This is a genomic window from Sphingomonas sp. SKA58 (assembly GCF_000153545.1).
Classification (GTDB): domain Bacteria; phylum Pseudomonadota; class Alphaproteobacteria; order Sphingomonadales; family Sphingomonadaceae; genus Sphingobium; species Sphingobium soli.
The window spans coordinates 825162-837028 of sequence record NZ_CH959306.1 but is presented as its reverse complement, the minus strand read 5'-3'; the positions used below and the strand labels follow the sequence as shown (position 1 = coordinate 837028).

General features: G+C 63.8%; 16 protein-coding genes. 7 read left to right on the top strand and 9 right to left on the bottom strand.

The window, feature by feature from the left end; all coding sequences use genetic code 11:
• Positions 1–221 precede the first annotated feature (221 nt).
• From queA to SKA58_RS04540, 5 genes are all read right to left on the bottom strand, one after another.
• Positions 222–1256 carry a tRNA preQ1(34) S-adenosylmethionine ribosyltransferase-isomerase QueA gene (gene queA, locus SKA58_RS04560; protein ID WP_009821187.1) on the bottom strand — a complete coding sequence of 345 codons (1035 nt, stop codon included), beginning with the start codon at positions 1254–1256 and terminating at the stop codon, positions 222–224.
• Positions 1257–1282: 26 nt separating this feature from the next.
• Positions 1283–2029, bottom strand: coding sequence for a peptidylprolyl isomerase (locus SKA58_RS04555; RefSeq protein ID WP_009821186.1), 747 nt, complete (start codon positions 2027–2029; stop codon positions 1283–1285).
• A gap of 117 nt (positions 2030–2146) precedes the next feature.
• Positions 2147–2659: a pantetheine-phosphate adenylyltransferase gene (gene coaD / locus SKA58_RS04550; protein WP_009821185.1), complete on the bottom strand. Its 513-nt coding sequence runs from the start codon at positions 2657–2659 to the stop codon at positions 2147–2149.
• A 4-nt stretch (positions 2660–2663) separates the two neighbouring features.
• A complete protein-coding gene (locus tag SKA58_RS04545) occupies positions 2664–3572 on the bottom strand; it encodes a polyprenyl synthetase family protein (protein WP_009821184.1) in 909 nt (302 codons plus the stop codon).
• Positions 3573–3577: 5 nt separating this feature from the next.
• Entirely contained in the window at positions 3578–3829 is a 252-nt protein-coding gene (locus SKA58_RS04540) for an exodeoxyribonuclease VII small subunit (protein WP_009821183.1), read from the bottom strand.
• A gap of 179 nt (positions 3830–4008) precedes the next feature.
• Here SKA58_RS04540 and SKA58_RS04535 point away from each other — a divergent pair, with 179 nt between their 5' ends.
• Positions 4009–4392 carry a hypothetical protein gene (locus SKA58_RS04535; protein WP_009821182.1) on the top strand — a complete coding sequence of 128 codons (384 nt, stop codon included), beginning with the start codon at positions 4009–4011 and terminating at the stop codon, positions 4390–4392.
• A gap of 82 nt (positions 4393–4474) precedes the next feature.
• Here the strand turns inward: SKA58_RS04535 and SKA58_RS04530 are convergent, their stop codons facing one another.
• Positions 4475–4909, bottom strand: a complete 435-nt coding sequence (locus SKA58_RS04530; RefSeq protein ID WP_009821181.1) for a DUF805 domain-containing protein — start codon at positions 4907–4909, stop codon at positions 4475–4477.
• A gap of 101 nt (positions 4910–5010) precedes the next feature.
• Here SKA58_RS04530 and purL point away from each other — a divergent pair, with 101 nt between their 5' ends.
• Complete coding sequence (gene purL / locus SKA58_RS04525; RefSeq protein ID WP_009821180.1) at positions 5011–7188, top strand: phosphoribosylformylglycinamidine synthase subunit PurL; 2178 nt, start codon at positions 5011–5013, stop codon at positions 7186–7188.
• A 121-nt stretch (positions 7189–7309) separates the two neighbouring features.
• On the opposite strand, the gene SKA58_RS04520 is transcribed toward purL, so the two are convergent.
• Together SKA58_RS04520 and SKA58_RS04515 are read right to left on the bottom strand one after the other, a co-directional pair.
• Positions 7310–7846 carry a GNAT family N-acetyltransferase gene (locus tag SKA58_RS04520; protein WP_009821179.1) on the bottom strand — a complete coding sequence of 179 codons (537 nt, stop codon included), beginning with the start codon at positions 7844–7846 and terminating at the stop codon, positions 7310–7312.
• A 37-nt stretch (positions 7847–7883) separates the two neighbouring features.
• Positions 7884–8660 (bottom strand): methyltransferase domain-containing protein, encoded by a 777-nt coding sequence (locus tag SKA58_RS04515; protein WP_009821178.1) that lies wholly within the window; start codon positions 8658–8660, stop codon positions 7884–7886.
• A gap of 57 nt (positions 8661–8717) precedes the next feature.
• Here SKA58_RS04515 and SKA58_RS04510 point away from each other — a divergent pair, with 57 nt between their 5' ends.
• The 3 genes from SKA58_RS04510 to bfr all read left to right on the top strand — a co-directional run bounded on the left by SKA58_RS04510 (position 8718) and on the right by bfr (position 10796).
• Entirely contained in the window at positions 8718–9938 is a 1221-nt protein-coding gene (locus SKA58_RS04510; protein WP_232209362.1) for a DUF418 domain-containing protein, read from the top strand.
• A gap of 60 nt (positions 9939–9998) precedes the next feature.
• Positions 9999–10169, top strand: a complete 171-nt coding sequence (locus tag SKA58_RS04505; RefSeq protein ID WP_009821176.1) for a (2Fe-2S)-binding protein — start codon at positions 9999–10001, stop codon at positions 10167–10169.
• A 147-nt stretch (positions 10170–10316) separates the two neighbouring features.
• Positions 10317–10796: a bacterioferritin gene (gene bfr / locus SKA58_RS04500; protein WP_009821175.1), complete on the top strand. Its 480-nt coding sequence runs from the start codon at positions 10317–10319 to the stop codon at positions 10794–10796.
• A gap of 60 nt (positions 10797–10856) precedes the next feature.
• Here the strand turns inward: bfr and SKA58_RS04495 are convergent, their stop codons facing one another.
• Complete coding sequence (locus SKA58_RS04495) at positions 10857–11264, bottom strand: (deoxy)nucleoside triphosphate pyrophosphohydrolase (RefSeq protein ID WP_037542120.1); 408 nt, start codon at positions 11262–11264, stop codon at positions 10857–10859.
• A gap of 84 nt (positions 11265–11348) precedes the next feature.
• On the opposite strand from SKA58_RS04495, the gene SKA58_RS04490 reads away from it, so the two are divergent.
• Positions 11349–11534 (top strand): Flp family type IVb pilin, encoded by a 186-nt coding sequence (locus SKA58_RS04490; protein WP_009821173.1) that lies wholly within the window; start codon positions 11349–11351, stop codon positions 11532–11534.
• A gap of 139 nt (positions 11535–11673) precedes the next feature.
• Positions 11674–11838 carry a Flp family type IVb pilin gene (locus SKA58_RS04485; RefSeq protein WP_009821172.1) on the top strand — a complete coding sequence of 55 codons (165 nt, stop codon included), beginning with the start codon at positions 11674–11676 and terminating at the stop codon, positions 11836–11838.
• Positions 11839–11867 lie beyond the last annotated feature (29 nt).

Below are 11867 nucleotides of genomic sequence, written 5' to 3'. Positions count from 1 at the left end.
ACTGTCGAAATCTTCTACATCGCCAAGACGAATCGTCAATTGTTCCTTTCGACAGCACGATTTTACTGATCGGGAACCATTGTCGCTCATCCGTTTGCGGCCACGGCCATATTGCCGGCCGCACCTGCATCTATCAGGACGCCGCGCCGGTGCGTGATCCCAGCAGGCGGTGTCGGATCCCTGTCAGCAGCAGGGATGGCAAAAAACGGAAACGGCTTTCCCTATTTCTCGGGCAGCAGCAGGCTCGAATCGCCATAGCTGTAGAAACGATAGCCCTGCGCGATCGCATGGGCGTAGATCGCCTGCATCCGCTCGCGGCCCATCAGCGCGCTGACCAGCATGAACAGGGTCGACTTGGGCAGGTGGAAATTGGTCATCAGCCCATCGACGGCCCGGAACCGATAGCCCGGCGTGATGAAGATACGGGTTTCGTCGGCAAAGGGGCGGATCACCCCATCCTCCCCCGCCGCGCTTTCCAGCAGCCGCAGCGACGTGGTGCCCACCGCGATCAGCCGCCCACCCGCCGCGCGCGCGGCGTTCAGCCGATCGGCCGCCGCCGCGTCGATCCTTCCCCATTCGGCGTGCATGCGATGATCGTCGGTATCCTGCGCCTTGACCGGCAGGAATGTGCCCGCCCCGACATGCAGCGTCAGCGTCTGAGTCAGCACGCCGGCCGCCGCGATCGCGTCCATCAGCTCTGGCGTGAAGTGCAAAGCCGCGGTCGGCGCCGCCACCGCCCCATCCTCGCGCGCGAACATCGTCTGATAATCGCTGCGATCCTGCTCGTCGGTCGGTCGCTTGCTGGCGATATAAGGCGGCAACGGCATGGTCCCTGCGCGTTCGAGCAGGATTTCGACGGGCTCATCGCCTTCGAATTCCAGCGTCACGCCGCCATCCTCGTCGCGCGCGCCGGCGATCGCCGTGACGCCAGCGCCAAATTCGATCCGGTCGCCTTCCCGCACCCGCTTGGCGTTGCGCAAAAAGGCCTGCCATTGCCGCAGCCCGATTCGCTTGTGCAACGTCGCGCCGATCCGCGCCTCGCCCCGGCGCCCTTCCAGCTGCGCCGGGATCACGCGCGTGTCGTTGAACACCAGCATGTCGCCAGCCCGCAACAGCGACGGCAGGTCGCGCACGGTGCGATCCTCAATGCCGCTCGGTCCCGCCGCCGCCAGCAATCGCGCCGAATCGCGCGGCGACGCGGGCCGCAGAGCGATATTGTCCGGCGGCAAATCGAAATCGAACAGGTCTACGCGCATGGGAACGCCTCAGGCGAAGGCGTCGCTTATTGCGCCGGCGGCGTCAGCGCGCCGGACGGCAGCGCGTCGGGTGCTGCTGGCGCGGCTGGCGCAACCGGCGCCGTCACCGGCGGCTTGCCGTCGCTCTCAATCGACGCCTGCAGGATCACTGTTGGATTGGCGGGCGGTTCGCCCTGCGCGATCGCATCGACATATTGCATGCCTTCGATCACCCGGCCGAAGACGGTATATTTCTTGTCCAGCTGCATGCGCGGCAACAGCACGATGAAGAACTGGCTGTTGGCGCTGTCCTCACTCTGCGCGCGCGCCATCGACACGGTGCCACGCAGATGCGGCATCGGATTGAACTCGGCCTTCAGGTCGGGCAATTGCGATCCGCCGGTGCCATCGCCCTTGGGGTCGCCGCCCTGCGCCATGAAGCCGGGGATGACACGATGGAATTTCAGGCCATTGTAAAAGCCCTCCCGCGTCAGCGTCTTGATCCGTTCGACATGGTTGGGCGCGATATCGGGGCGCAGCTGAATGCGCACCCGCCCGCCGCTCGACAGGTCCAGGTCCCACACATTCTGCGGGTCCACCGGCACGGTCGCGGGCGGCAATTGCGGCGTGTCCGACCCTTCCAACGACTTGGCATTTTCCTGCGCGCGCGCAGCGGTTTCGGCCTTCTTGAAATCCTCGCCCTGGCCCCCGCCGCCGCCTTGGGCAAAGGCCACGCCGGACGCGGTCAGTGCGACAGTGATCGCCACGGTCTTGAGCGCGCAAGTGAAACGCATGAGGCAGAACTTCCTTGATCGTGTGAGCCGAAACGGGGCTGTCATTTCCCGCCCTGATAGCGCGCTGATCGCGATTGGCAACTGAACCCAGGCTGAAACGACGCCGGGATGGCCGCGTCAGCCCGCGCCCTTGCGGCCATTGCGCGCCACGCGCGCCTCCACTTCGTCGCGGACGCAAGGGCTGACGAATTTATGGATCGGCCCGCCATAAAGCGCGATTTCCTTGACCAGCCGCGATGCGATCGGCTGCAGGGACACGTCTGCCATCAGGAAGACGGTTTCGACCCTGCTGTTGATCTGCTGGTTCATCCCCGCCATCTGATATTCATATTCGAAGTCCGCGACCGCGCGCAGCCCGCGGATGATGACGCTGGCGCCCTGCGATTCGGCGAAATCCATCAACAACGAATTGAACCCCACCACGCGGATGTCGCTGTCGATGTCGGCGCATTCGCGGCGCACCATCTCCAACCGTTCCTCGTCGGAAAACATCGGCGACTTGGCGATATTGGTGGTGACGCCGATGACCAGCGTATCCACCAGCGTCGCGCCGCGCCGGATGATGTCCATATGCCCCAGCGTGATGGGATCGAACGTGCCGGGATAGACGCCGATGCGCTGCTTGCTCATGATATTAGCGGTCCCTCTCCACGATATAGTCGGCGATCGCGCGCAACAGGTCGGCCTCCGCCCCATGGCTGCGCAAATGGTCCTTCGCCTGATCGACCAGCATATGCGCCCGTTCGCGCGCGGCCTCGACGCCCAGCAAAGACACGAACGTTTCCTTGCCCGCCGCCGCATCCTTGCCCAGCGCCTTGCCCGCCAGCGCCACGTCGCCCTCTACGTCCAGCAGATCGTCGGCAATCTGGAAGGCCAGGCCGATGTCGCGGGCATAGCCGTGCAGACCCGTGCGCGCCTCCTGCGGCAGCCGCGCCATGATCGCCGCGGCCTCGACGCAGAAACAGATTAGCGCCCCGGTCTTGAGATTCTGCAATCGCGTGACCGTCGCCAGGTCGAACCTTGTGCGTTCGGCTTCCAGGTCCATCATCTGTCCGCCGGCCATGCCCGCCGGCCCGCTGCATGTTGCCAGCGCCTTCACCAGTTCGATGCGCACGAACGGATCGGGATGCGTTTCCGCGTCCGCCAGCACCTCGAACGCCAGGTCATGCAGGCAATCGCCCGCCAGGATCGCCGTTGCCTCGTCGAACGCCTTGTGCACCGTGGGCTTGCCCCGGCGCATATCATCGTCGTCCATCGCCGGCAGATCGTCGTGAATCAGCGAATAGACATGGATGCATTCGATGGCGAGCCCGACGCGCAGCGCCGATTCGCGCGAAATGTGGAACAGATCGCATGCCGCCTGCACCAGCAACGGGCGCAATCGCTTGCCCCCGCCGATCGCCGCATGACGCATCGCGTCATACAGCCGCGCGCGCGCATCGTCGGGCACGGCCAGCAACCGGTCGAAGCCCATATCTATATGCGCCGCAACATCGCGCGCCCGCGCCAGCATGTCCGTGACCGCGCCCCCGCTTCCGGTCATCAATCTCAGTCCGCGCCGAACGGCTGGGCGCCGGTGACGGCGCCATTGGCGTCAACCGTCAGCTTGGCGATGCGCGCTTCGGCCGCCTGCAATCGGTCGGCGCAGCGCTTGCGCAATTCCTCGCCCTTGGCATAGAGCGCGATCGATTCGTCCAGCGGAACGTCCCCGCTTTCCAGCCGGCGCACAATCTGCTCCAGCGCGCGCAGGGCATCCTCGAAGGACAAAGACGACGGATCGGGGGACATTTCCTCAGCCATGGCCCTGCATTGGCCGCGCCTAACGCCCCGGTCAAGTGCGCAAGGGCCTGCGGGCTGCACAGCACCGCTTTCGACATCCTTGTCATCACCGCGTCATGACGTCATTTCAGGGCACATGGCGGTTATCCCGCGCTTTTGCGTTGACGGGACATGTTGCACATGCACATAAAAGGATCGCTATGAAACTTCATCTCCCCATGATCGCCCTGGCCGGCGTCGCCCTGCTGTCGGCCTGCAACAAGAATGACGAACCCGAAGTCGTGGGCGGCCCCGCCGACCCGATGGCTGACCAGCTCGCCAACGCCGCGCCGGTCGAACTGCCGCCTTCGGTCAAGGCGACCAAGCAGTATCGGTGCAAGGACAACAGCCTCTATTTCGTCGACTTCATGACCGACGACAAGACCGCCAATTTCCGCACGAAGAAGGGCGGCGAACCGACCCAGCTGAAGGTGGCCGAAGCGGGCCAGGCTTTCACTGCCGAGGGCGGCTATGAAGTGTCGGGTCAGGGCGACGAAGTGCAGATTGCCGTTCCCGGCAAGAAGGCGCAGAGCTGCCACGTCTGATCGCCTGACGATCCAGTTTCGAAAAATTCAGGGCCGGTCCTCGCAAGAGGCCGGCCTTTTCCTTGTCTGGCTTCGCCTAGCCCTATGTGGTGCCTTCGCCCACTTCGACCGGGTCGAGACCAAAGCGGTTCGGCCCGCGCGTGCCGCCGATGATGAAGAAGATCAGCAGCACCAGGCCGCCCAGCAGCGGCAGCAATCCCAGCAGCAGCCACCAACCGCTGCGATCGGTGTCATGCAGCCGCCGCACCATCACCGCCAGATGGGGAATGAGGATGCCCAGCGCAAACAGGCCGGTCAGCGGCCCGCCATGGGTGCGATAGATCGCACTTGCGCCCCATGGCCCGGTGCGCACCCATTGTTCCGTCACAGCAAGACCCAATGCCGTCTCCAGGATCGACAGCGCGACAAGTGCCAACACCACCAACAGCACGAACATCCAATATTCGCGTGGCCGCGCCCGCCCGTTGAACCGCGCATAGCGACGCAGCGGTAATATCATCCAGTCCAATATGGTCATGGGCGCTCCTCTTTGCGGCCTCCGCCGCGACCCTAGCATGAAATGCAACCGGCGCAGCCTTCCCATTGTGAATCCGCGACGCCCTCGCTAAAGGCGCGGGCATGTCCAGCACCGCCACCCAGATCACCCCGGAAGTCGTCGCCGAACATGGCCTCAGCCCGGAAGAATATGACCGCGTGTTAAAGGCGATCGGCCGCGAGCCGAACCTGACCGAACTCGGCATCTTCTCGGTGATGTGGTCGGAACATTGCAGCTATAAAAGCTCCAAGATCCACCTGATGAAGCTGCCGACCAAAGGCCCGCAGGTCATCTGTGGCCCCGGCGAAAATGCGGGCGTCGTCGATATCGGCGATGGTCAGGCCGCCATCTTCAAGATGGAAAGCCATAATCACCCCAGCTACATCGAACCCTATCAGGGCGCGGCGACGGGCGTGGGCGGCATCTTGCGCGACGTCTTCACCATGGGCGCGCGTCCGGTCGCGAACATGAACGCGCTGCGCTTCGGCCGGCCCGACCACCCGAAGATGAAGCATCTCATCGCCGGCGTCGTTCATGGCATTGGCGGTTATGGCAATTGCGTGGGCGTGCCCACCGTGGGCGGCGAGGTGAATTTTCACGCCGCCTATGACGGCAATATCCTGGTCAACGCGATGACCGTGGGCGTCGCCGATACCGACAAGATTTTCTACAGCGCGGCTTCGGGCGTCGGCAATCCGATCGTCTATGTCGGGTCCAAGACTGGCCGCGACGGCATCCATGGCGCGACCATGGCCTCGGCCGATTTCGGCGAGGACAGCGAGGAAAAGCGCCCCACCGTCCAGGTCGGCGACCCCTTCACCGAAAAGCTGCTGATCGAGGCTTGCCTTGAGCTGATGGCGTCGGACGCCATCGTCGCCATTCAGGACATGGGCGCGGCCGGTCTCACCTCCTCCTCGGTCGAAATGGCGTCCAAGGGCGGCGTCGGCCTCCACCTCAAGATGGACGATGTGCCGCAGCGCGAAACCGGCATGACCACCTATGAAATGATGCTGTCGGAAAGCCAGGAGCGCATGCTCATGGTATTGAAGCCCGGGCGCGAAGCCTTTGCCGAAGCGATCTTCAAAAAGTGGGAACTCGACTTCGCCGTCATCGGCCATGTCACCGACACTGGCCGCATGGTGCTGGAGCATAAGGGGGAGGTCGTTTGCGACATCCCGCTCGCCCCGCTGGCCGATGACGCGCCGCTCTATGATCGCCCGTCCATGCCGAAGGACGACTATAAGGCATGGGCGAAGGTCGAACCGCTCGGCGACCTGCCGACAAGCGCCGACCTCGGCGCGGACCTCGTCACGCTGATGGGCAGCCCCGACATCGCCAGCCGCCGCTGGATCTGGGAACAATATGACCATATGGTCGGCGCCGACACGGTGCAGCGCCCCGGCGGCGACGCGGCCGTCGTGCGCGTCCATGGCACGCAAAAGGGCATCGCGATCAGCACCGACTGCACGCCGCGCTATTGCTATGCCGACCCCTATGAAGGCGGCAAGCAGGCGATAGCAGAATGCTATCGCAACCTCTCCGCCGTCGGCGCCACCCCGCTCGCCGTCACCAACTGCCTCAATTTCGCCAATCCGCAACGCCCCGAAATCATGGCACAGCTGACCGGCTGTCTGGAGGGGATGGGCGACGCCTGCCGCGCGCTCGACTTCCCGATCGTCTCAGGCAATGTCAGCCTCTATAATGAATCGAAGGCGACGGGTGGCGGCTCCGCCATCCTGCCTACGCCTGCCATCGGCGGCATCGGCCTGCTCGCTGATGTGGACGTCATGGCGACCGTTGCGTTCAAAAATGAAGGCGACGCGATCTGGCTGATCGGCGGCGAAGGCACGCATCTGGGCCAGTCCATCTGGCTGCGTGAAGTCGCTGGCCGGGAAGCCGGGGACGCGCCTGTCGTCGATCTCGCCGCCGAACGCGCCAATGCCGACGCCGTGCGCGGCCTCGTCGCTGCCGGCACGATCAACGCCGTCCACGACATTTCCGATGGTGGCCTGCTCGTCACGCTCGCCGAAATGGCGCTCGCCGGCAACACGGGCGCGGCGCTCGACATCACCCTCACCACCGCCTCGGCCTTCGGCGAGGACCAGGCCCGCTACGTCGTCACCGCGCCTGCCGGGACCGACATCCCCGGCGCGACGCGGATCGGCACGGTCGGCGGTGACACTGTCGCAAACGTCGCCCTCGACATGCTCCGCAAAGCCCATGAAGGCTTCTTCCCCGCCCTCATGAACAACGAACTTTAACCATCGTCACTGCCGTGACGAATAACGCACCCTGACCCGATCCGTCGTCCCCGCGCAGGCGGGGACCCAAGCCCGCGCCAGGCGCCTTTCCCGCGAAATCGCGCGACGCGACCGCCGCCAACTACCCCCGCCGATAGATGAACTCCGCATCTGTCCAGTCGCCGACCTTGAAGCCATAGTCGCCGACCTTCTCAAAGCCGCGCTTGGCATAGACTGCCTGCGCTTGGCTATTGCCGGACCACACGCCCAGCCATTGCGGGCCGGGAAAGGTCTGCGCCAGCCAATCGAGCGCCGCATCCATCAGCGCCCGGCCAACGCCCTGCCCTTGCGCAGCCTTCAGCGCATAAAGCTGATATAACTCCCCCTGCGCCGCCGACGCCTGCGGATGCGGCAATTTGCACGGTCCAGCATGGGCATAGGCGACCAGCCGCCCGTCCCCCTCTACCGCCACCCAGCTCGCATGATCGGGCGCGGCCAGTTCCGCCGCCACCGTCGCTTCGCCATAGCTTTCGACCTCGAACCGCGCCAGGTCGGCGGGCGGATAGGGAATGGCGAACCCATCGAGAAACGTCTCGCGAAACGCGGCGAGCTTGAGCGCGGACAGGGCGGCGGCATCGGCCGGCCCAGCGCGCCTGATCGTCAGATTATCATGCACCATGGCCCGTGGATGGCATCCCCCGCGTCGCCGCGCAACCTCAGCGCTTATCACCCGCGCGCGTGATCCGCCCGAACAGGATCTGATAGGCATCCGCGCCGCCGGTCGCCTCGAACACCGCCATCACGCTGCGCAATTGCGCAGGCGTCAGCGGCCTGCGCCCCGCCCCCGGAACCACGGCGCCAATGCCCTTCAAATGCGTGGTCAACCCACGCGCACCGCCACTGTCCAGCGCCACCGTCTCGTCAAAGGCGAAACTGTCGTCATACGCCGCCAGCATCGCCCGAACCGCCGCCAGCGAGGGATAATCCGGCACGCCGACCTCCAGCCCGCACGCAGCATGCGCCGCGCGCCATTGGCCAAAACTCCCCTCCCCCATGGTCGAGAAAATGAGGCTGCCGCCCGGCGTCAGCAGATTCACCAGCTTTCGGATCGCACCGGGCAAATCATCGAACCACTGAAAAGCGAGACTCGACAGGATAAGGTCGAACCATGCGCCTTCGAACGGCGGCGACTCCCCGTCCATCGCCAGGAATGTGCCGCCGACCAGCCCCTGCGCCGCCGCCCGGTCCAGCATTGCAGGCGACAAGTCGGTCACGACCAGTTGCGCGCCCGGCCAGCGCACCTGAATGTCGCGCGTCAGCAACCCGGTGCCGCAGCCAATCTCCAATATGCGCGCAGCATCGCCCGGCCCCTGCCGCTGCGCCAGGTCCGCGACCAGCCGCGCGGCGAAGCGCTGCGGCCCGGCATGATCGTCATAATGCGCCGCCGCCGCGCCGAATGCGTCGCTTATCCGTTGCTTGCGGCCCTCGTTCATGGCTAGGCCCCTTGGCAGAGCCGTTCGCCGCTGGCCAGCATCTTCAAGGATTTTCCCATGCCCCCCTCCTCCCGCATTCCCGCCATGGACGTTCTGCGCGGCTGCGCGGTCATGGGCATATTGTGGATGAACATCACCGCCTTCGCCCAGCCGCAAAGCGCCTATATCAATCCGGCCGCCGCTGGGCCGCTCGCGACAGGCGACATCGCTTTCTGGGCGATCAGCCTCATCCTGGTCGATGGCAAGATGCGCGGGCTGTTCGCGATGCTGTTCGGCGCGTCGATGCTGCTGCTGATCGACCGGGAGGAAATGGCGGGGCGCGATGGCACCCGCACCCAGATGGTCCGCGCCGGCTGGCTGTTCGCCATCGGCGCGGCGCATTATCTGCTGCTCTGGTGGGGCGACATATTGACGCTCTATGCGCTGGTCGGACTGGCCGCGCTGCGCTTTGCCCATCGCGATCCGATGCAGCTGGTCAAGGCGGCCTTCCTGTTCTTCCTGCTGCATTTCCTGCTGGTCGCCGGCTATGTCGCGTCCTTCTACGCCTGGAGCCACGCCAGTGGCGGGGCACAGGGTTTCGCATCCTTCGCGGCCAGCCTGTCCGATCCCGCCAGTCCCGCCATCCAGCGTGAAATCGCCCTCTATCGCAGCGACTTCCTCTCCATCCTGCTGCACAAGATCGTCGATCTGCCGCGCAACTGGTTTCTGGGCTTCACGCTCAGCGCGCTCGAATCGCTCGGCTTCATGCTGCTCGGCATGGCGATGCTCAAAAGCGGCTTTCTGACCGGGCGGTGGGATGCGGAGCAATATCGCCGCACCGCCCGCCATTGCTTCCTGATTGGTGTGCCGCCGATGGGCGCGCTGGCGATCTGGGTCTGGGCCAGCGGCTTTGCGGCTCTCCCCGCGCTGGGCACCGCACTTGCCTGGTCCTTCCCCTTCCGCGTGCCACTAAGCGTGGGCTGGGCCGCGCTCATCCTCTGGCTCTTCAACCGCAATCCGGGCCACCCGCTGGCGTCGCGCCTTGGCGCTGCGGGCCGCCTCGCGCTCAGCAACTATCTGGGCACCAGCCTTGTCATGACCGCCATCTTCTACGGCTGGGGTCTTGGCAATTTCGCGCATGTCCCGCTCGGCGCACTGCCGCTGTTCGTCGCTGTGGGCTGGGCGGCCATGCTGCTCTGGTCACAGCCCTATGCCGATCGATTCGCGACTGGCCCGGCCGAATGGGTCTGGCGCAGCCTCGTCCGGGCAAAGCCGCAAAAGATTCGCAAGAGCAGCTGATTACTATTGCGACCTATTATCATATCGACTATCTCTGCAAGGGACAGGAGAGCGTCGCATATGGTCGTCTGCGTTTGTAATGCCATTCGGGAAAAGGACGTGCGGGAAGCCGCGCGCAACGGTGCGGATACGCCCTGCAGCGCCTATGCCCATTATGGTCGCCGCCCCAAATGCGGCCAGTGCGTGTCCTTCGCGCGCACGATTATCGCGGCCGAACGCGCCTCCGCCTGACAAGATTGCAAATCATGCGCAGCCCCTGCGCGCGACCCCGAAGCAATAGCAGAGCTATAAATGGCTGATTTCAAGGGTTTTCGCGCTTAACAGCCGCCGCCCTCGTCGCTATACTCCGCCCGTTCCCGCAATCCGGAGTATAACGCCATGAAGGGCGACCCAAAGGTCATCGATTATCTGAACGAGGTCCTCAAGAACGAGTTGACCGCGATCAACCAATATTTCCTCCATTATCGCATGCTCGACCATTGGGGCGTCAAGAAGCTCGCCAAGTTCGAATATGAAGAATCCATCGACGAGATGAAGCATGCCGACAAGCTGGCGGAACGCATCCTGTTCCTCGACGGCCTGCCCAATTTCCAGCTGCTCGGCCGCCTCAAGATCGGCGAAACGGTAGAGGAAATCCTCAAGTCCGACCTTGAACTCGAATATGAAGCGCTACCGGTCCTGCGTGACGCGATCGCCTATTGCGAATCGATCCGCGACTTCGTCAGCCGCGACCTGTTCGACTATATCCTCAAGAGCGAGGAAGAGCATGTCGACACGCTGGAAACCCAGTTCGAAATGATCGAGCGGATGGGCATCCAGAATTATATCCAGCTGCAAAGCCAGCCCGCGCAGGACTGACGACACGCAGTGGCGCATGGACAAGGGGGCGTTCCTGATGAAGGAGCGCCCCCTTGTTCGTCATAGCAGCGCGTCGAGCAGTCCGATCAGCGGCAAATCAGCGGGCGGCATGTCAAGCGCATACATTTGCGCGGGCCGCTTCCAAGCCAGCGCGGTTGCATGGCGCGCTTCCGGCACCCCGCGCCATTTGCGGCAGACATAAAGCAGCAGCAGCAAATGCCTATCGCCCAGCGCTTCGCTGGCGAAACTCGCCGGTGCCAGGCAGCTTTCCTGCGTGGCAATGCCCAGTTCCTCTTCCAGCTCGCGCACCAGCGCCGCTTCGGGCGTTTCCCCCGCCTCAACCTTGCCACCGGGAAATTCCCACAGTCCCGCCATCGGCTTTCCCGGCGGGCGCTGCTGCAACAACACCCGCCCCTCGGCGTCCACCAGAGCGACCGCGACCACCAGCAGGGGAGAAAAAGACGTCATTTCAGAAGGCACCGAGGGCTATTTGTTAACCCTCCCCGCTTTACACATCTGCCCGGGACTGTCTGTAGCGAACTGGGGAAGCGCATGCGCGGGCTTATCGACATCATCGCCCGACAGGGGCTTATCAAATGCGAACGCGGGGCAACGGCGGTCGAATATGGCCTCATCCTCGCGATGATCGTGCTCGCCATGCTGGTCGCCTTATCGAACGTGGCTGAACGCACCATCCATATGTGGGACGATGTCGATAATAAGGTTACCAATGCTTAACCATAAGTTTTTTACAGTCGGTTCGACCATTAAGCAAATTTCAACCGAACGACGGTAAATCCATTTTCGCTGACCACGAACAAGTCAAACGGGGGCGGCGGGGTAGTTTTAGTGCGTATGTCCATCAAGGAGACATGAAATGCAGTTCGTCCGTAAGATGCTGAAGAATGAAAAGGGTGCCACCGCGATCGAATACGGCCTGATCGCCGCGCTCATCGCTGTCGCCGCCATCGGCGCCATGACCAGCCTGGGTGGCAATCTGAAGAACACCTTCAACAGCGTTAGCGACAATCTGGACCAGTAAGTCGCGACACTGACCGATTGAAAAAAGGG